The sequence below is a fragment of the Helicobacter pylori genome (assembly GCF_003638305.1).
Lineage (GTDB): Bacteria > Campylobacterota > Campylobacteria > Campylobacterales > Helicobacteraceae > Helicobacter > Helicobacter pylori_DJ.
In genome coordinates this window covers 33147-52899 of sequence record NZ_MVYP01000003.1, presented here as the reverse complement: position 1 = coordinate 52899, position 19753 = coordinate 33147, and the positions used below count along the sequence as shown (strand labels likewise).

Sequence of the window (19753 nt, the reverse complement as noted above, 5' to 3'; positions counted from 1 at the left end):
TTATACAATAAAATGGTGATTTTTAGCAAATGATTTTAAAAATTATCCATAAAAAACGCTTAAAGGCATTTTTTACAACCAACAACCAAATACAAAAGAGCCTGATTTTAACTAAAGCTTTTATTAAAATTTTCTTAAACTAATTTAAATTTATGATATAATCAGCGTTTGAATTACTCTTAAATGCAGGAGTCCATACACCATGCGCGTTCTACTGATTGAAAAAAATTCTGTTTTGGGTGGAGAAATTGAAAAGGGCTTAAATGTTAAAGGCTTTATGGCTGATGTAACAGAGAGTTTAGAGGATGGGGAATACCTTATGGATATTAGGAATTATGACTTAGTTATGGTTAGCGATAAAAACGCTTTAAGTTTTGTTTCTAGAATCAAGGAGAAACATTCTTCTATTGTTGTTTTAGTTTCTTCTGATAACCCTACAAGCGAAGAAGAAGTCCATGCGTTTGAGCAAGGTGCGGACGATTATATCGCTAAGCCTTATCGCAGCATTAAAGCTTTAGTCGCAAGGATTGAGGCTCGTTTGAGATTTTGGGGCTCTAATGTGATTGAAATTGGGGATTTGATCATTAGCCCTGATGAAGAAAAAATTATTTATAAGGGGCGTGAAGTTGAAGTTAAAGGGAAGCCTTTTGAAGTGCTTACCCATCTTGCCAGGCATAGGGATCAAATCGTCTCCAAAGAACAGCTTTTAGACGCTATTTGGGAAGAGCCTGAAATGGTTACCCCTAATGTCATTGAAGTGGCTATCAATCAAATCCGCCAAAAAATGGATAAACCCTTGGGGATTTCCACGGTTGAAACCGTAAGGCGCAGAGGCTATCGTTTTTGCTACCCCAAACCGGCGTGTGAAGAGTAAATTCCGTGGTTTGCTAAAAAATAGATTAGAATGAGGGTGTGGAGCGGGTAAAATCAAATATTTGAATAGCGATAATAGAGACATCATGTTGGTGTTTAGCTAGGAGCATGATCATTTCATCTGCGATTAGTAGGGTGTTTTGGTTAAAAAACACTCAAATAAATTCGTATCAATTCATGGAGTTAAATATCTATCAAAACACAAAATACAAACTTTGGCTCCGTTTTCATTGGATATTGACAAAGTCTTATTTTTGTGGGATTTTTATGGGATACAAGAAAAATACACAAAGAAAACGCTAGCTAAACCCTAGCTTGCACTAAAATTTTAGTATAGTGGCGTTGTGAGAACTATTAAAACTATGATTGCTAATAGTAATTTCATAGTTGGTCATCTCCTTTTTAAGATAACCGCTCACTATTACCCAAACCCTAACATGCTCCAAATACCCACAACACAAAAACAATAAAATAGAGAGATAACTTAAAATGATTATTTGCGTTGGCGTGATGATAATTTAAAAAACCTAAAAATACTAAAAAAGCGTTTTTTACAATCAAATTATTAAGAGAGCTTGTGCCAAGCAAGCGATAGTTTTTTAAAAAAGCGGTTTTGGTGGGGTTAGGGGATTTAGTTGAGAGTTTGTAGGGAATAGTTTTTAAAATATCCCTTATTCCCTTAAAGAAATGAGTTTATACAAAATGATGGAATGAAAATTTTTAAACCTTTCAAAAAGAGTTTTAAACTCTTAGTTTTTATAACTAACGCTTTTTACAAACAGCTAACTTTAGCGTTAGGCGTTATTGAAAATTTCTTCAATTTGTTCTTTAATGTCCCTATAATTGAAACTCTCCCTAAAGCCATCAATCTTGCCTCCGCTCGCATTCCTATGCCCACCCCCATTAAAACACATTTGACTGAGTTCGCACACATCGCAATTCCCATTCGCTCTTAAACTCACATTCCCTTTAGCGTTCACATCTATATAAAAATCAAAATCCGGATTTTGCGTTAAAAAAAGGTTAGCCAACACGCTAATACCCACCATAGAATAACTTAAAAACCCTTTTTTATCCTGGTAATAAACGCTGCAATCATGCTTTTTTAAAGAGAGCAAATGCGTTTGCGCGTTTGAAGAGATATTGTCCATCGTTTCTGTATTAGGGTCGCCCCCTAAAGCGATTTTTTTAAGCCTGAACAAATCGTTATCATAGGCTACAGGGGCATTTTCTAAAAACAAATAGTTTTTAACTTCTTCTAAAAGCCTTAATTTATAGTTGCGGTTTTCATCATCAAACATGAAACGATTCAATTCAGAGCTTTGAGTGATCATGCGCATGCACACCTTGCCTAATTCAAAGCCATAACCTTGCGTGTCCCAAATATCCACAGAATTGACCATTTCCACTAAAGGCTCTAGCCATGTTGTGTTTTTTGGCTCTAAAATAGCGTAATGCTTTTTCAAAAATTCATACACGATTTTAGTCGCACAACGGTTCGTGTCTAAAAAATACCAATGGAAACTTTCAGCCACTTCCTTACCGCTGATATGGTGATCCAAAAGCTGGATTTGAATGTTTTTATTTTGCAAGCGGTGTTCTTGGATTTTATCTTGCAAATACTCTGCTTCGTTTAAATTCAAATTCAAATCGCTAATCAAAATAAGGAATTCACTCTCTTTAGATTGAGCGATTGCGTTTAGAATTTCATAAATTCTCGCTGAGACTTCACGCCCGTAATTAGCGTTATAGCATTGGATATTTTTAAAAAATTGTTTTGAAACAAGCTGGCATGCATAGCCGTCTAAATCAATGTGTGAAAGGTGGTAAACTTGCATCATTCTCCTTTTTATTAATTATTTATCCATTAAAAGTTAATATGGATCGTGCCTAAGGCTTCAAAATTAGAGTTAGGATCTAATTCGGCATGGCTTAGCACGACCACATCAATCCTGGCCTGCTCCATTTGATTGGAAAGGGCTTTTCTTAAGTTAGGCTCTACAATCAAAATCACCGGAGCGATCCCTTTTTGCAAGACTTTCATGGCCTCTTCAGAGACCCCTTCAATGAGTTTTTGCAATTCGCCCACATTGAGTAGCAAGCTCTTAGAAGTGCCATTTTCTCGCAATTTATTAAGCAAAAATTGTTCGCTATCGGTAGAAAAGGTTAAAAATTTCAAACGCCCGTCTTCAGATTTAAAAGCGTTAGTGATCACCCTAGAAAGCCTCGCCCTCACTTGTTCGGTTAAGATATTCACATCGTTTTGAACCAATGGGGCAATATCGGTAATCGTTTCCAAAATAGTGAGCATGTCTTTAATGGGGATTTTTTCATGCAACAAGGCTTGCAAGACTGAGCGGATCGCACCGGTGGGGATTTTTTTACTCTCTTCTACAATCGTAGGATAGTCTTTAGCCAAGCGCTCTAAAAGGGATTTCACTTCATCTTTAGTGATAAAATCTTCAGCGTATTTTTTCACTAATTCGCTGGTGTGTGTCGCAATAACGGTGCTTGGATCAATAATAGTGTAGCCTTGAATAATGGCTTCTTCTTTATTTTTAGTTTCAATCCATAAAGCGTCCATTCCAAAAGCCGGCTCTTTAGTGGGAATGCCCTCAATTTCTTTATTCACAAAACCGGTATTCATGGCTAAAAACTTATCCGGCATCACCATGCCCTCACCAATCACAATGCCCTTAAGCTTGATTTCATAATGCGTTGGGGGGAGCTGTAAGTTATCTCTGATCCTAATTTGAGGCATCAAAAAACCATAATCGCTCGCTATCTTTTTTCTAATACCCCTAATCCTTTCTAACAAATCGCCCCCTTGTTTCATGTCCGCTAGGCTGATGAGCTGATAGCCTAAAGCCAATTCTAAAAATTCAATTTTTAACACTTCATCAATGGCTTGCTCTTCTTCTCTTTTAAGCTCTTCTTGGGTTTTAGCCCTTGTGGTGGGGGCGTGGGGTTTGATTTTGGAGCTGTGGGGTTTTTCGCTCAAATCCAAGCCGAATTTTTGACTCAAATAATTTTCTAATTTAGTGAGCAGTCCGTCCTTTCCCTCCCTGCTAATCAGCCATGCGATGAATAAAAAGAGAGTCCCTACAAACGCTAAAGAAAAGGTAGGGAGTCCAGGAATGGTGGCAAAAAGCAATAAAATCGCCCCCACAATCACTAAAGTTTTGCTTTTATTGGTGAGCTGTGTGATGAGTTTAGAAGCAAAATCTTCTTCTTCGTTTTGCGTGGTGCGAGTGGCGACGATACCGGTCGCTGTCGCAATGATTAAAGCAGGGATTTGCCCTACAAGCCCATCGCCAATGGTTAGGATAGTGAAAGTGCTAGCGCTAAAGCTCAAACTCATATCCCTTTGAAACACGCCCACTAAAAACCCTCCAATGATATTAATAAGCGTGATAATGATAGAAGCGATCGCATCGCCTTTGACGAATTTAGACGCGCCATCCATCGCGCCATAAAAATCCGCTTCTTGGCTTAGAGCGGCGCGCCGTTTTTTGGCTTCCTTATCATCAATAAGCCCTGAGTTTAAATCTGCATCAATCGCCATTTGCTTTCCTGGCATAGCGTCTAGGGCAAATCGCGCCCTAACTTCAGTAACCCTAGTAGAGCCATTAGTAACTACTAATAGATTCACCAGCACTAAAATACTAAAGATAATCGCGCCAATCACATAATTCCCGCTCACGCTAAATTCCCCAAACGCCGTGATAATATCGCTCACCGCGCTAGGCCCTTTATAGCCTTGGGTTAAAATCATTCTAGTGGTGGCGACATTTAAAGCCAAGCGGTATAAGGTTACAATGAGGAGTAAAGTGGGGAAAGCGCTAAAATCAGTAGGCTTGTCAATATAAAGCCCGATTAAAATAATCAACACCGATAGCGCGATAGAAATCGTGAGTAAAAAATCCAACACAAAAGGCGGTAACGGCACGATAATGATCGCCAAAATAGCGATCACAAAGACCACAAGGGCTAAGTCTTTGGATTGCAAAAAGCGTTTAAAGACAGGGAAAGTCTTTTTAAAAGCTAATTTGGAGCGTTCGTTTGCCATAATCTAAAATCAATGCCTTAATTTTGGTAGGTGTGTTTGTCTCTTATTATAATATAAAGTTTAAAAGTATGGCACAAAAAAGCTTATTTTACGCTATAATGCGATCTTTATTAAATTACCAATTAGGAGGTCGTTATGGCTTTGAATCTGGAGAAAAAACAAGAAATCATTAAGGCGTTTGCCACTAAGGAAAACGATACGGGTTCTTGTGAGGTGCAAGTGGCGTTGTTGAATGAAAGGATCAGGCTTTTAACCGAGCATTTAAAGGCTAACCCCAAAGATCATTCCAGTCGTTTAGGGCTTTTAAAATTAGTCGCTCAAAGACGCAACTTGTTGAAATACATCAAACGCACTAATCATGCGCGTTATGTGGTTTTGATTGAAAAGTTAGGCATTAAAGACAGATAATTTTATCGGTTTTAGGGTGTGGCGAGTTTGTGTTGAAAGAGCGTTTGAAGGCCTTTTTTAGTGCAGACTCTGTTTTCACTCTAATTTTTGCTCTTTTTTTTCTCACTTCGTTTAAAAAACCTTTAACGCAAGTCTTATTGATTGTTTTAATGGTTTTTTTGTTTCTTAGGTGTTATTTCCAAGCGTCTTTGAAAGAAACCTTCACGATTAATCATTTAAAAACCATGCCCTTTAAATGGCTCACTCTGGCTTTTTTGGGCGTGTTTTTAAGCATCTTCCCTAACATGTTTAACATGTATGATAGCCAAACCTTCCGCTACAATTTATTCGCTCTAAACATGTCCTTAACTTACGCTTGCGGGGCGTTATGCTTGCTTTTTGCGAGCCGTTTAAGAATCAAATTGGATCAAAAAGTCCTTTTTTATAGCATGGCTGTGGCAAATTTCATCAACGGCCTGCTTTCATTAGTGCAAAAAATTTATTTTAACATGCCCAGAGCGCAAGGGTTTAGCACGGTTAAGGAGTATGTGGTTTTAGTGAGCGTGTCCATTTTAGGCTGTTATATTTACGCGCTTTATTCGCAAAATCAAAAAGAGAAACTTTTTTTCACCCTTTCTGTTTTTGTGGGGTTTTTAGTGGTTATTTTAAGCGCTACAAGGAGCGCGACAATCGCTTTTGTGGCTACTTTTTTGATCCTTTCTTGCTTTATTTTATACGCCAAAAAATCGCTCAAACCATTAGGTTATATGGTGGTTGTGAGTCTTGTTTTGAGCGCTTTGTATGTGGGGAGTAACGCTTTAGAAAAGAGGGGGGCAATAGAGCAATCTAGAGTTCAAAATCAAACCTTTGAAGAGGATTTGAAACGCTACGCTAAAAAGGACGCTGATAGCAGTATCGGATGGCGTTTGGAGCGCTGGAAAGAAGCCCTAACGGTTTTGCGTTTAAGGCCCTTTTTTGGTATGGCCGCTAGCGAGAAATGCCAGAGATTAGAAGAGATTTTATCCTTATCAAAGTCTTATAGGGCAAAAGATTTGATTCTTTGTTATGAAAGATACGACAATCAAATCATTCACATTTTAGCCACTAGGGGGATCATAGGCTTTTTGATCTGGCTCTTTTTGTTATTAGCGGTTGTAAAGATTTTTTGGAGCGGGATAAAGCAAAATTCTTTAATATCGTTTTTTATACTAATGACACTCGCCTTTTATCTCATTTTTGGCATCGGGTTTGACCCCTTTGATTTCTTCATTACGGGAAGTTTTTTTGTAGGAATGGTCATGATGGCTGTTTTTGTAAAAAAGGATAAAAGCGCTTTTTAGCATCAAAGAGTTTGATGTTAGTCAAGCGGTAGTTTCTTGACAATGCGTTCTTAGGGGGATTTAAGGGGTAAGATAAAAACTTATGCTATAATGCTTATTCATTCCATATTCAACAAGGAGAAATAAATTAATGAAAATTTTAGTGATTCAAGGGCCTAATTTGAACATGTTAGGACACAGAGACCCAAGACTTTATGGCATGGTAACCTTAGACCAAATCCATGAGATCATGCAAACTTTCGTGAAACAAGGCAATTTAGATGTGGAATTAGAGTTTTTTCAAACCAATTTTGAGGGTGAAATCATTGATAAAATTCAAGAGAGCGTGGGCAGCGATTATGAAGGGATTATCATTAACCCTGGAGCGTTTTCGCACACTTCTATTGCGATTGCAGATGCGATCATGCTAGCGGGCAAACCCGTTATTGAAGTGCATCTCACTAACATTCAAGCCAGAGAGGAATTCAGGAAAAATTCTTACACCGGAGCGGCTTGTGGAGGCGTGATCATGGGATTTGGCCCGCTTGGCTACAACATGGCTTTAATGGCGATGGTCAATATTTTAGCCGAAATGAAAGCGTTCCAAGAAGCCCAAAAAAACAACCCTAATAACCCCATTAACAATCAAAAATAAAAGGGGGATACCCATGAAAGGATTAGAAAGAGAATCGCATTTCACGCTCAATGAGAATGCGATGTTTTTTGAATGCGCTTATAGTTGCGATAACGCTTTGTTTTTACAATTAGACGATCGCTCGTTTTTTATCACTGATTCTCGCTACACTCAAGAAGCTAGAGAAAGCATTCAGCCTAAAAAGGGCGTTTTAGCGGAAGTGATAGAATCTAGTGATTTAGTGCAAAGCGCGATTGATTTGATCGCAAAGAGTTCGGTTAAAAAGCTCTTTTTTGACCCCAATCAAGTGAATTTGCAAACCTATAAGCGTTTGGATTTAGCGATTGGGAGTAAGGTTATTTTAGAGGGCGTGCCTAGTTACCACCGCCAAAAACGCATCATTAAAAACGATCATGAGATCCAACTCCTCAAAAAATCTCAAGCGTTGAATGTTGAAGCTTTTGAAAATTTTGCCGAGTATGTGAAAAAGATTTTTGATGAAAAAGAATCCTTGAGCGAGCGGTATTTGCAGCATAAGGTTAAGGACTTTTTGACTAAAGAGGGGGTTTATGATCTGAGTTTTGAGCCTATTTTAGCCTTGAATGCGAACGCGAGCAAACCCCATGCTTTGCCTAGTGCGAAGGATTTTTTAAAAGCGGAGCATAGCATTCTTTTGGATATGGGGATCAAATACGAACGCTATTGCTCGGATAGGACTCGCACGGCTTTTTTTGACCCTAAAGATTTTGTCTTCACAAGAGAGCAGAGTTTCAAGGATAAAGAGCATCAAAAGATTTATGACATTGTGAAAGAAGCGCAAGAAAAGGCTATTTCAGGCATTAGAGCGGGCATGACCGGTAAAGAAGCGGACAGCTTGGCTAGGGGAGTGATTAGCGATTATGGTTATGGGCAGTATTTCACTCACAGCACCGGGCATGGCATTGGATTAGACATCCATGAGCTTCCCTATATTTCATCGCGCAGTGGAACCATTTTAGAAGAGGGCATGGTGTTTTCCATAGAGCCTGGGATTTATATCCCTGGATTTTTTGGGGTACGCATTGAAGATTTAGTGGTGATCAAAAATTCTAGGGCTGAGCTTTTGTGATGCGAGAGATCCTGACTAACCGCTTTTTCCCTAGCCTTTTTAAAAAAAGGCTTGATTTTTCTAATAGGGTGGTTTTAGGGTTGGGATCTAATCTTAAAAATCCTTTAAAAATATTAAAAAATTGTTTTTTATATTTTAAAAATCATAGTAAGATCGGGAAAATTTTTTCTTCGCCCATTTATATCAATCCGCCTTTTGGTTACACTAAGCAACCTAACTTTTATAACGCTACGATTATTCTTAAAACATCTTTAAGTTTACGCCATTTTTTTGCTCTGGTTTTTTATATAGAAAGGCGTTTTGGCCGTGCAAGGAAGCGCGATTTTAAAGACGCTCCAAGAACTTTAGATATTGATATTATCGCTTTCAACCAAGTCATTTTGAGGCAGAATGATTTGACTTTACCTCACCCTAAATGGAGTGAAAGGGATTCGGTGTTAGTGCCTTTGACTTTACAACAAATTCTTTTTAAAAAAGGGGAGTGGTGAAATTCTATACCTATAGTGGGGAGACGGCTGCTGAAGCTTTAAAGATCGCTCAAAGCCACCATGGGGTGGATACGCTGGTGTTTAAAACCCAAGAAATCCGTAAAAAAACGCTCACTTCTTCTGGGCTTTATGAAATCGTTGTGGCGGTTGAAGAAGAGAGCGAAAACAAGCCCCCTAAAGCCCCCCTTATTCCAGAAAGTTTGTATGATGAAGAATTGAATGAAGAAGATGTGGTCATGCAGCTTTCAAGCACTGTAGAAGAAATGCGCAAACTCGCCGGGGTTTCATCTAATCAGCGCAACTATAGTTTTTCAAAAAATAAGACCCTTTTAGAAAAAGACGCTCCATTAGAAGATGCGCCTTTAGAGGCTAATAAGCAGGACGCTTTATTGCAAGCTTTAAAAGATGAAGCCAACCATAAAAAAGAAAGAGAAAAAAGAGAAGTCAAACAAGAAGAAGAAATTAAAGATATTAATCTGCAATTAAGTAAAATCAGAGACAGCTTAAAACTCATTCAAAACATGTTTTGGGATGAGAAAAACCCTAATTCTGTCAATATCCCTCAAGAATTTGCCGAAATTTACAAACTAGCCAAACAAAGCGGGATGAAATCCAGCCATTTAGATGAGATCATGCAATTGAGCCTGGAATTGATGCCTTTACGCATGCGGGAAAATTCCGTAACGATCAAGCGTTATTTTAGAGAAGTGTTGCGTAAAATGATTTTGTGCCGCCCTGAAGATTTGAATTTAAGGCAAAAACGCATCTTAATGCTTGTAGGGCCAACAGGCGTGGGGAAAACGACGACTTTGGCTAAATTAGCCGCGCGCTATTCTAGGATGCTAGCGAAAAAATACAAGGTGGGCATTATCACTTTAGACAATTATCGCATTGGGGCTTTAGAGCAATTGAGTTGGTATGCTAATAAAATGAAAATGAGTATAGAAGCGGTGATTGACGCTAAGGATTTTGCTAAAGAAATTGAAGCTTTGGAATACTGCGATTTTATTTTAGTGGATACGACAGGGCATTCGCAATACGATAAGGAAAAAATTGCCGGTTTGAAAGAGTTTATAGATGGGGGTTATAATATTGATGTGTCCTTAGTGCTTTCGGTTACCACTAAGTATGAAGACATGAAAGATATTTATGATTCTTTTGGGGTGTTAGGGATTGACACTTTAATCTTTACGAAATTAGATGAGAGTAGGGGGTTAGGGAATTTGTTTTCTTTAGTGCATGAAAGCCAAAAGCCTATCAGTTATCTTTCTGTCGGCCAAGAAGTGCCTATGGATTTGAAAGTGGCTACTAATGAGTATTTAGTGGATTGCATGCTAGATGGCTTTAGTAACCCTAATAAGGAACAAGCATGAACAATCAAGCGAGCCATTTGGATAATTTTATGAACGCTAAAAATCCCAAAAGTTTTTTTGATAATAAGGGGAATACCAAATTCATCGCTATCACAAGCGGTAAGGGGGGCGTGGGGAAATCCAACATTAGCGCTAATTTAGCTTACTCTTTATACAAGAAAGGTTATAAGGTGGGGGTGTTTGATGCGGATATTGGTTTAGCGAATTTAGACGTGATTTTTGGGGTGAAAACCCATAAAAATATCTTGCATGCCTTAAAAGGCGAAGCCAAATTGCAAGAAATCATTTGCGAGATTGAACCCGGGCTTTGCTTAATCCCTGGGGATAGCGGCGAAGAAATTTTAAAATACATCAGCGGCGCACAAGCTTTAGATCAATTCGTGGATGAAGAGGGGGTTTTAAGCTCTTTAGATTATATTGTGGTTGATACGGGCGCTGGGATTGGGGCCACTACACAAGCGTTTTTGAATGCGAGCGATTGCGTGGTGATTGTTACCACACCCGATCCATCAGCGATTACGGATGCGTATGCATGCATTAAAATCAACTCCAAAAATAAAGATGAATTGTTCCTTATCGCTAACATGGTAGCCCAACCTAAAGAAGGCAGGGCGACTTATGAAAGGCTGTTTAAGGTGGCTAAAAACAATATCGCTTCATTAGAATTGCATTACTTAGGGGCGATTGAAAACAGCTCCTTATTGAAACGCTATGTGAGGGAGCGCAAAATTTTGAGAAAAATAGCCCCTAACGATTTGTTTTCGCAATCCATTGATCAGATAGCGGGTCTTTTGGTTTCTAAATTAGAAACCGGCACTTTAGAAATACCAAAAGAAGGTTTGAAAAGCTTTTTTAAAAGGCTTTTGAAGTATTTGGGGTAGGTTGATGAGAGTTCAAAATTTTATCCATTTTTCTGTTGTGGTAGGGTTTTTTTTAGGGTTAGTGTTTTCGGTGTTGAAATTCAATGAGCCAGAGAGCATTTTATTATGGACGGTGTTATCCACGCTTGGGGGATACTTGATCGCGTTGTTGTTTGCGTCTATTTTTATCGCTTGCACGGATTTAGATATTTGTCTTTTTGACAAAAAAGGCACTGAAGAGAGCTTGCTTCGTTTCAACCATGAATTTAAGAACAGAGAAAAAGAAGTGGCTAGTATTTTAGAATACATTAGAAGTTATGATTTTGATGATGGAAAATAGAATGCCCAAAGGAATTCAAAAAACTGAAACAAGCGAAAAAAATATAGAAAAGGTTTTGAACGCCTATGACAAGCAGCAACACCACCATCAAGACGATCTCGCTATCCAGTATTTACCGGCCGTGCGCGCTATGGCGTTTCGTTTAAAAGAGCGCTTGCCCAGCTCTATTGATTTTAACGATCTGGTTTCTATTGGCACTGAAGAATTGATTAAACTAGCCAGGCGTTATGAGAGCGCGTTAAACGATTCTTTTTGGGGGTATGCTAAAACTCGTGTCAATGGGGCGATGTTAGATTATTTGCGTTCTTTAGATGTGATTTCTCGCTCTAGCAGAAAACTCATTAAAAGCATTGATGCTGAAATTACCAAACACCTTAATGAGCATGGGAAAGAGCCTAGCGATGCGTATTTAGCGGAAGTTTTAGGCGAGAATATTGAAAAGATTAGAGAAGCCAAAACGGCCTCAGATATTTATGCGTTAGTGCCAATAGATGAGCAGTTCAATGCGATTGAGCAAGATGAAATCACTCAAAAGATTGAAGCAGAAGAGTTGTTAGAGCATGTCCAAAAAGTATTGAATCAAATGAGCGAAAGAGAGCAAATCCTTATCCAGCTTTATTACTTTGAAGAGTTGAATTTGAGCGAGATCAAAGAGATTTTAGGCATTACTGAATCGCGCATTTCTCAAATCATTAAAGAAGTGATTAAAAAGGTGCGTAAATCCTTAGGAGTGGATCATGGCTGATATTTTAAGCCAAGAAGAAATTGATGCGCTTTTAGAAGTCGTTGATGAAAATGTGGATATTCAAAATGTCCAAAAAAAGGATATTATCCCGCAGCGCAGCGTAACCCTCTATGATTTCAAACGCCCTAATCGTGTGAGTAAGGAGCAACTGCGCTCTTTTAGGAGCATCCATGATAAAATGGCTAGGAATCTTTCCAGTCAAATTTCTTCTATCATGCGTTCTATTGTAGAGATCCAGCTCCATAGCGTGGATCAAATGACTTATGGCGAATTTTTAATGAGTTTGCCTAGCCCTACAAGTTTTAATGTCTTTTCCATGAAGCCTATGGGAGGAACAGGGGTTTTAGAAATTAATCCTAGCATCGCTTTCCCTATGATTGACAGACTATTAGGGGGCAAGGGGAGCGCATATGATCAAAACAGGGAGTTTAGCGATATTGAATTGAATTTATTGGATACGATTTTACGCCAGGTGATGCAAATTTTAAAAGAAGTGTGGTCGCCCGTGGTGGAGATGTATCCTACCATTGACGCTAAAGAATCCAGCGCGAATGTGGTCCAAATCGTCGCTCAAAATGAAATTTCTATCATGGTGGTTTTAGAGATTATCATTGGGCATAGCCGTGGGATGATGAATATTTGTTACCCGGTGATTTCCATTGAGAGCATTCTTTCTAAAATGGGGAGTAGGGATTTGATGCTTTCAGAGACGAACTCTAAAAAGAGCCGTAATAAGGAATTGCAAGCGCTATTGAGCGGGGTGAGCGTGGATATGATCGTGTTTTTGGGCGCGGTGGAATTGAGTTTGAAAGAAATGTTGGATTTAGATGTGGGGGATACTATCCGGTTGAATAAAGTCGCTAATGATGAAGTGAGCGTGTATGTGCATAAAAAAAAGCGTTATTTAGCGAGCGTGGGGTTTCAAGGGTATAGGAAAACCATTCAAATTAAAGAAGTGATCTATAGCGAAAAAGAACGCACTAAAGAAATTTTAGAAATGCTAGAAGAGCAGCGCAGAGGCAAAGTGGGCGATATTATGAAAATAGAAGAAGAGTGAGAAATGCAAGATTTTATTAAAATTTTTATTCAAGAGGTTGTCTCTACTTTAGAAGGGTTAGTGGGTAAGGCTCCAAGCGTGGGATTAGAAAAAGAAGTTTCTAGTAGTGAAGAATCTTTTTTGAAATTAATCAGCGCGCCTTATGCAAGGGTCAAGATTAGCGCGATTGAAAAAAATGAAAGTCCTATTGAATTACTGGCTCCGGTAGATTTAGTTACCGCTTTGAGCGATTTGATGCTAGGAGGTGAGGGGGCGAGTAAGGAAGAAATGGATAATGACGATTTGGACGCTTTTAAGGAAATGGCTTCTAATATTTTTGGCGCGATCGCTACGAGCTTGAAGTCTCAAGAATTGCTCCCCAAACTCAATTTCACTACCACGAACGCTGAAATCGCTAAAGAGCTTCCTAAAAAAGAAGATTATACTAAGGCGATGGTGTTTTCTTTTAAAATGGAAGCCATCAAAGAAAGCCAAATCGTTTTATTGACTACGGCAGCTTTTGAGCGCCAATTTGAAAAAACGCATAAGGAAGAAAAAGAAGAAACGACACAGAGCGCTACTGAAGAGATTAAAACCCACGACGCGTCTTTAGAAAACATAGAAATCCGCAATATCAGCATGCTTTTAGACGTGAAATTGAACGTTAAGGTGCGTATCGGGCAAAAAAAGATGATTTTAAAAGATGTGGTCTCTATGGATATAGGGAGCGTGGTAGAGTTGGATCAATTGGTGAATGACCCTTTGGAAATTCTTGTAGATGACAAGGTGATCGCTAAGGGCGAAGTGGTGATCGTGGATGGGAATTTTGGCATTCAGATCACGGATATTGGCACTAAAAAAGAACGCTTAGAGCAATTGAAAAATTAAACCATTTTAAAGTATAAAGAAGGAAGGAATATGGCTATTTTTGGGGAATTAGGCTCACTTGGGCATTTGTTTAAAAAAACGCAAGAATTAGAAATTTTGCATGCGTATTTAAAAGAGGTCATGCAAAAGGGTAGTGGAGCGAATCAAAGGGTTTTAAATCTCGAACCTAATACAGAATTTCAAACGCCTTTAGGGCATGGCATTTTTAGCATAGAGCAGAGTTATTGTTTAGAGCATGCTAGAGAAAGCGAGAAAGGCTTTTTTGAAAGCCACAAACAATATGTGGATTTCCAGCTGATTGTCAAAGGCGTTGAGGGGGCTAAAGTGGTGGACATCAATCAAGCCACCATTAAAACCCCTTACGATGAAAAAAGAGATTTGATCGTTTATGAGCCGGTTCAAGAAGCTTCTTTTTTGCGTTTAGATGCGGGCATGCTGGCTATTTTTTTTGAAAGCGATGCGCATGCGTTGAGGTTCTATGGAGAGTCTTTTGAAAAATATAGGGAAGAGCCGATTTTTAAAGCGGTCGTTAAAATGCCTAAAGGATTGATCAAATTAAAATTATGAAATTGGTGAGTCTTATTGTAGTGTTAGTTTTTTGTTGTTTTTTAAGGGCTGTAGAGTTGCCTGGAGTTTATCAAACTCAGGAATTTTTATACATGAAAAGCTCTTTTGTGGAGTTTTTTGAGCATAATGGGAAGTTCTATGCCTATGGTATTTCTGATGTGGATGGCTCTAAAGCCAAAAAAGACAAACTCAATCCTAACCCAAAACTAAGGAATCGCAGCGATAAAGGCGTGGTGTTTTTAAGCGATTTGATTAAGGTTGGGGAACGATCTTATAAAGGCGGTAAGGCGTATAATTTTTATGACGGCAAGACCTACCATGTGAGAGTCACTCAAAATTCAAACGGGGATTTGGAATTCACTTCAAGCTATGACAAATGGGGGTATGTGGGCAAAACCTTCACCTGGAAACGCCTGAGCGATGAAGAAATCAAAAATCTAAAACTCAAGCGTTTTAACCTGGATGAAGTCCTTAAAACCATTAAAGATAGCCCTATTTAAGCTAGCTTCTTTAAATTTTTTTAATCATCGCTCTCTTGGCATTCTTTGCACCACACAAACATTTTCATGTCATGGCTAATCAGCTTGGCTTGATATTTTTTAACGACTTCGTTCTGGCGGTGTTCAATTTCAGGGTCTGCAAATTCAATGATTTTACCGCAATGCAAACAAATGATGTGATCATGGTGCTCTTTAGCCGCAATTTCATAACGCCGGCCGCTCTTTGAAGTCTCTAAAACGCAGATAAAATTTTCTTTTTCTAAGAAATTTAAAATGCGATACACGGAAGAAATGCTGGTGTTTTTGTCTTTTTGGCGGATAGAGTGCGTGATTTCTTCAGGGCTTAGGTGTGTGCCGCTGCGATACAAAACGCTCACCACTTCTTCCCTCTGCTTTGAATTTTTGAGTCCGTTTTTTTTGATAGACATCCTCAAGCGCTCTAAAATAGATTCTAAAGTTTCTAATCTTTTCATGCTGATATTTCCCTTATCCGTAAAATGATTTTTATAACTAGAATATTATTATACAATAATAATGCGATGAACCATAGATAAAACTCATTATTATTTTAATTTAATCAAAAAATATTGATTTTTTATTACCATTGTCGCATTTTAATGTAACTTATAAGATCAATTTCTTATTTTATCAAGCCATTCTAAAAGGGTTTTTTCAAACCCTATGCCTTGAGAAGAAACCAAATTGAGGGGTTTTTCTAAATAATCTTGTTTGACATAGCCGTTATAATCATGCGGGTAAAGGTAGTCTTTAGCGTTAGGCAATAGGTGTTTAGGAATAGGGTAGAGTGAGCCTTTTTGAACGCAATCCAAAGCCTGATTGATCGCTCTATAAGCCGTGTTAGACTTGGGCGAACAAGCCAGATAAATCACGCACTGGCTTAAAATGATGCGCGCTTCAGGGTAGCCGATTTGTTTGACTGAAAACAAGCAAGAAGTGGCTAAATTAAGGGCGTTTGGGTTAGCGTTACCAATATCTTCGCTCGCAAAAATCACCAGCCTTCTGGCGATAAATTCCGGGTTTTCCCCGCCAGCAATCAAGCGCGCCAGATAATAGATGGAAGCGTTTTCATCGCTCCCTCTTAAAGATTTAATGAGCGCGCTAGTGAGGTTATAATGCGTATCATCGCTATAAGATCCGTCATTTAGGCTATGGGGCCGTAAGGATTGCAAGGTTTTTAAAGTGATAGGATTTTCTATTTTAGCGCTCAAATCTAAAAGGTTTAATAACGCTCTGGCATCGCCAGCGCTGTTGTTTAAAAGATAGGTTTTAGCGTCAGGCTCTATTTGTTTTTTTAACAATGCTAAAGCTTTATCGCAAAGCTTGTCTAAATCGCTCTTATTTAAGGGGGTTAATTCAAAAATAAAACTTCTTGAGCGGATCGCATGGCTTAGGCTGTAATTTGGATCTTGTGTGCTAGCCCCTAAGATTAAAGCGTGATTTTTTTCCATAATGGGGAGTAAAAATTCTTGTTGGGTTTTATTCAATCTGTGGGTTTCATCAATAAAAACAACGGGCTTTAAAAGGGTGTTTTGGTAATTTTTAAGCTTAAGGCGCAAATCCTCTAATTTGAAATCCGTCGCATTAAACAAAAGAATGGGGCGTTCTAGGGAGCGAGCGATGATCTGAGCCAGGCTTGTTTTACCCACGCCAGGAGGGCCATAGAAAAAGGCATGGGGGAAGTGTTTGGATTGTAAGGCTTTAAATAAGGGGGCGTCTTTCCCTATTAAATGCTCTTGACCTAAAAAATATTCTAGGCTTGTGGGGTTTAAAAGCGAAGTCAGGCTCATTTTTTAAATAAAATCAATTCGTAAAAATTCGTAGGGGTGTTTAGATTTTTCGTTGGGGTTTTGTGGTTTTTAGAGTGTTTTTGCAGAGCGTCTTGCAGTTCTTTATTGAGATTGTCTAATTCATCAAGCTTTTCTTTTAAGCGCAAGATAATATCCACGCCCGCTAGATTAACCCCCATATCCCTTGTAAGGCGTAAAATCGTTTTGATTTTGTCCATGTCTCGTTGGGAATACAAGCGCATTTTCCCATCAGTCCTGCTAGGCTCTATCAAACCCTCTTTTTCGTATTGGCGCAAGGTTTGAGGGTGCACGCCTAAGATTTTAGCCACAACGCTGATCAAATAAAGCGGTTCATCATAATCGCACACGATTTCTCCTTACAATTCTTTTTCTAATAACGCTTTTAACTCATTAGAAAGCGTTTCCGTTTTAGGCAAGATCAAACGAGCTTGCAAATACAAATCCCCCACATGCGAAGTTTTTCTGTTTTTAATCCCTTTGTCTTTGATGCGGAATTTTTGCATGGCTTTGGTGTTAGGAGGAATGGTTAGGGTTAAGGTTTTATGCCAAGTAACGATTTCAACCTTCCCTCCAAAAAGAGCCGTTTTTAAGGGCAAATCAAAGATTTGGATAATATCGTCTTTCTCGCGCCTATACATTTCATCTTCTTCAATATGGATCTGCAAGAGCAAATCGCCCCTACCCGTTCGCCCCGTTTTCCCCTTGTTGCGAACCCTAATCTTTTCGCCCTCTTCCACGCCGATAGGGATTTTAAGGCTAAAAGTCTCATTATTGACGCTCACTTGTTTTTTATTGCCTAAAAGGGTGTCTAAAACAGAGACATTTAAAATAGCGGTTATGTCTAAATTTTCAGGGGCGAAATTGGAAAAATTAAAGCCAGAAAAGCCTTGCGAGTTTTGAGAAAATCTTTGCGAAAAGCCTCCTTTCCCAAAAATAGAGCTTAAAATATCGTCTAAATCTTCACTAGGACCACGGCTTCTGGCAAAATCGCTGAAATTCTGCCCGCCAAACATGTTATCGCCAAATTGATCGTATTGGCGGCGTTTTTCTTCATCGCTCAAAATTTCATAAGCGGCGTTGATTTCTTTGAATTTTTCTTCGGCTTCTTTGGTTTTATTCAAATCCGGGTGGTATTGTCTGGCTAAACGGCGGTAGGATTTTTTGATTTCATCTTGGCTGGCGTTTTCGCTCACGTTTAAAGTTTGGTATAAACTCTTACTCATGGATCACCTTTAAAATAGTTTTATTAGAATACTATCATAAATCTTTAGTGTTAGTCAATCAAGTTTATTGATAATGTTTAGTGGTAATTGAGATTTTAAACCCGTTTCAGCGCAATTAAAAGGAATTTTAACTAAAATATTGAGTTTAAATCCACGATGAGTTTTTAATGCAATATAAGAAAAATAAGAAAAGATATTATTATTTAGCGTTAGGGATCTTTTTTTTAAATGGTCTGTCTTTGAAAGCTTTAGAAATCGCCGTCAAACCTTTTGGCTATCTGGGGCTATTGTATAATCAAGGGGCGCAAAAAAACCCTCACAGCTATGTGGGGGCTTTAGCGCGCCTTGGGGTGGATTTTTCTTATAGCAATGGGTGGTCCTTTGGTATTGGAGCGATTGGGGCTTGGAATATTTATAACAAACAGCGTTTGGCTAACCTTTACATCAGTCTAGGGAATTTTTTTGGTAACCCTAACAATGTTAAGCCTTATTTGAGCGCTGGCGATGTTTCTGATGCGTATCTTCAATACACTAACCAGCGTTTTAAAATCGCTTTAGGGCGTTTCAATACCGATTTTGTGGATTTTGATTGGATAGGGGGCAATATTCAAGGGGTCTCTGTGGCTTTTAAGCAAAATTCCATGCGTTATTTTGGGATTTTTATGGATAGCATGCTTTATAATGGGCATCAGATCAATAAAGAGCAAGGGAATCGGATCGCTACTTCCCTAAACGCTCTAGCGTCTTATGATCCTGTGTCTAAACGCTTGTATGTAGGGGGGGAAGTGTTTGTTTTGGGCGCAGAATACAGGCATGAAAATCTTAAAGTGGTGCCTTTTATTTTAACGGACACCCGCTTGCCTTTGCCCACTCAAAATGTTTTAGTGCAAGTGGGGGGTAAGTTGGAGTATGACGCTTCTTTAGCTAAGGGTTTCACTTCGCACACTCTAGTGCATGGCATGTATCAATACGGCAACACTGATGCTACTACAAACGCTAAAAATGCCGGCTTGTTTTTGATCGATCAAACTTTTAAATACCAAATTTTTAATTTTGGAACGGGTTTTTATATCGTTCCGGCAAGGAACAATAAGGGCTATCTATGGACTTTTAATGACAGGACTAAATTCTATGGCCGTGGGATCAACGCGCCCGGTGTGCCAGCGATTTATTTTGCTAACTCCAGCATTTCAGGCTATGTTTTTTTAGGGCTTAAGACTAAAAGGGTGCGTTTAGACGCGATGGTGGCTTTTGGGGATTATCAAGAATATTCTTTAATGAGCAGTTTTAGGGTTTGGACTTATAGGAGTTTGTCTTTTGATATGGGTGGGGGGTATGTGTATGCTTATAATTCTAAAGCCACGAGAAAAAGCCTTGGAAATAGTTCTTTTGTCTTTTTTGGGAAGTTTTTGTTTTAAAAAGATGCCATTTTACAACCAATAATGAAGAGTTTGCAATAAAGCAAGCGGTAATTTCTTTTTTTAAAAAATCAATATTAAAAGAGGTTTTTGTTT

Annotated in this window: 21 protein-coding genes; 15 read left to right on the top strand and 6 right to left on the bottom strand. The window is 38.7% G+C overall.

The window, feature by feature from the left end; translation table 11 throughout:
• Positions 1–202: 202 nt before the first annotated feature.
• On the top strand, positions 203–874 hold the full coding sequence (gene hsrA / locus EAL04_RS01985; RefSeq protein ID WP_108584022.1) for a response regulator-like transcription factor HsrA: 672 nt from the start codon (positions 203–205) through the stop codon (positions 872–874).
• A 793-nt stretch (positions 875–1667) separates the two neighbouring features.
• On the opposite strand, the gene EAL04_RS01975 is transcribed toward hsrA, so the two are convergent.
• Together EAL04_RS01975 and flhA are read right to left on the bottom strand one after the other, a co-directional pair.
• A complete protein-coding gene (locus EAL04_RS01975) occupies positions 1668–2711 on the bottom strand; it encodes a 3',5'-cyclic-nucleotide phosphodiesterase (protein ID WP_162982449.1) in 1044 nt (347 codons plus the stop codon).
• 29 nt (positions 2712–2740) lie between these two features.
• The gene (gene flhA, locus EAL04_RS01970) at positions 2741–4942 is read right to left on the bottom strand and encodes a flagellar biosynthesis protein FlhA (protein ID WP_097694572.1); all 2202 of its coding nucleotides are present in this window, start codon (positions 4940–4942) and stop codon (positions 2741–2743) included.
• A gap of 135 nt (positions 4943–5077) precedes the next feature.
• Between flhA and rpsO the strand changes: the two genes are divergently transcribed.
• The 13 genes from rpsO to EAL04_RS01905 all read left to right on the top strand — a co-directional run bounded on the left by rpsO (position 5078) and on the right by EAL04_RS01905 (position 15187).
• Positions 5078–5350: a 30S ribosomal protein S15 gene (gene rpsO, locus EAL04_RS01965; RefSeq protein ID WP_001207130.1), complete on the top strand. Its 273-nt coding sequence runs from the start codon at positions 5078–5080 to the stop codon at positions 5348–5350.
• Between the two features lie 29 nt (positions 5351–5379).
• On the top strand, positions 5380–6669 hold the full coding sequence (locus EAL04_RS01960; RefSeq protein ID WP_120972919.1) for an O-antigen ligase family protein: 1290 nt from the start codon (positions 5380–5382) through the stop codon (positions 6667–6669).
• A 130-nt stretch (positions 6670–6799) separates the two neighbouring features.
• On the top strand, positions 6800–7303 hold the full coding sequence (gene aroQ / locus EAL04_RS01955; RefSeq protein WP_000699284.1) for a type II 3-dehydroquinate dehydratase: 504 nt from the start codon (positions 6800–6802) through the stop codon (positions 7301–7303).
• Positions 7304–7316: 13 nt separating this feature from the next.
• Positions 7317–8390: an aminopeptidase gene (locus EAL04_RS01950; protein ID WP_120972917.1), complete on the top strand. Its 1074-nt coding sequence runs from the start codon at positions 7317–7319 to the stop codon at positions 8388–8390.
• Positions 8390–8878, top strand: coding sequence for a 2-amino-4-hydroxy-6-hydroxymethyldihydropteridine diphosphokinase (gene folK / locus EAL04_RS01945; RefSeq protein ID WP_031245059.1), 489 nt, complete (start codon positions 8390–8392; stop codon positions 8876–8878). Before EAL04_RS01950 ends, folK begins: the two co-directional genes overlap by 1 nt.
• A complete protein-coding gene (gene flhF / locus EAL04_RS01940) occupies positions 8875–10251 on the top strand; it encodes a flagellar biosynthesis GTPase FlhF (protein WP_001991968.1) in 1377 nt (458 codons plus the stop codon). Before folK ends, flhF begins: the two co-directional genes overlap by 4 nt.
• Positions 10248–11132 carry a flagellum site-determining protein YlxH gene (gene ylxH / locus EAL04_RS01935; protein WP_120972915.1) on the top strand — a complete coding sequence of 295 codons (885 nt, stop codon included), beginning with the start codon at positions 10248–10250 and terminating at the stop codon, positions 11130–11132. Before flhF ends, ylxH begins: the two co-directional genes overlap by 4 nt.
• A 4-nt stretch (positions 11133–11136) precedes the next feature.
• Positions 11137–11451, top strand: a complete 315-nt coding sequence (locus EAL04_RS01930; protein ID WP_001265941.1) for a hypothetical protein — start codon at positions 11137–11139, stop codon at positions 11449–11451.
• Positions 11429–12196, top strand: coding sequence for an RNA polymerase sigma factor FliA (locus EAL04_RS01925; protein WP_120972913.1), 768 nt, complete (start codon positions 11429–11431; stop codon positions 12194–12196). Before EAL04_RS01930 ends, EAL04_RS01925 begins: the two co-directional genes overlap by 23 nt.
• A complete protein-coding gene (gene fliM / locus EAL04_RS01920) occupies positions 12189–13253 on the top strand; it encodes a flagellar motor switch protein FliM (RefSeq protein WP_000763568.1) in 1065 nt (354 codons plus the stop codon). Before EAL04_RS01925 ends, fliM begins: the two co-directional genes overlap by 8 nt.
• A 3-nt stretch (positions 13254–13256) precedes the next feature.
• A complete protein-coding gene (gene fliY, locus EAL04_RS01915; protein ID WP_120972911.1) occupies positions 13257–14120 on the top strand; it encodes a flagellar motor switch protein FliY in 864 nt (287 codons plus the stop codon).
• A gap of 30 nt (positions 14121–14150) precedes the next feature.
• Positions 14151–14687: a NanQ anomerase/TabA/YiaL family protein gene (locus EAL04_RS01910; RefSeq protein ID WP_120972909.1), complete on the top strand. Its 537-nt coding sequence runs from the start codon at positions 14151–14153 to the stop codon at positions 14685–14687.
• On the top strand, positions 14684–15187 hold the full coding sequence (locus EAL04_RS01905; RefSeq protein ID WP_120972907.1) for a DUF2147 domain-containing protein: 504 nt from the start codon (positions 14684–14686) through the stop codon (positions 15185–15187). The genes EAL04_RS01910 and EAL04_RS01905 overlap by 4 nt, the downstream gene beginning before the upstream one ends.
• A gap of 20 nt (positions 15188–15207) precedes the next feature.
• On the opposite strand, the gene fur is transcribed toward EAL04_RS01905, so the two are convergent.
• From fur to EAL04_RS01885, 4 genes are all read right to left on the bottom strand, one after another.
• The gene (gene fur, locus EAL04_RS01900; RefSeq protein ID WP_000824988.1) at positions 15208–15660 is read right to left on the bottom strand and encodes a ferric iron uptake transcriptional regulator; all 453 of its coding nucleotides are present in this window, start codon (positions 15658–15660) and stop codon (positions 15208–15210) included.
• Between the two features lie 159 nt (positions 15661–15819).
• Positions 15820–16995 (bottom strand): replication-associated recombination protein A, encoded by a 1176-nt coding sequence (locus EAL04_RS01895; protein ID WP_120972905.1) that lies wholly within the window; start codon positions 16993–16995, stop codon positions 15820–15822.
• Complete coding sequence (locus tag EAL04_RS01890; RefSeq protein ID WP_000332996.1) at positions 16992–17363, bottom strand: heat shock protein transcriptional repressor HspR; 372 nt, start codon at positions 17361–17363, stop codon at positions 16992–16994. Before EAL04_RS01890 ends, EAL04_RS01895 begins: the two co-directional genes overlap by 4 nt.
• A 9-nt stretch (positions 17364–17372) precedes the next feature.
• Entirely contained in the window at positions 17373–18239 is an 867-nt protein-coding gene (locus tag EAL04_RS01885) for a DnaJ C-terminal domain-containing protein (protein WP_120972903.1), read from the bottom strand.
• A gap of 167 nt (positions 18240–18406) precedes the next feature.
• Between EAL04_RS01885 and EAL04_RS01880 the strand changes: the two genes are divergently transcribed.
• The gene (locus tag EAL04_RS01880) at positions 18407–19657 is read left to right on the top strand and encodes a hypothetical protein (protein ID WP_120972901.1); all 1251 of its coding nucleotides are present in this window, start codon (positions 18407–18409) and stop codon (positions 19655–19657) included.
• The last annotated feature ends 96 nt before the right edge of the window (positions 19658–19753 follow it).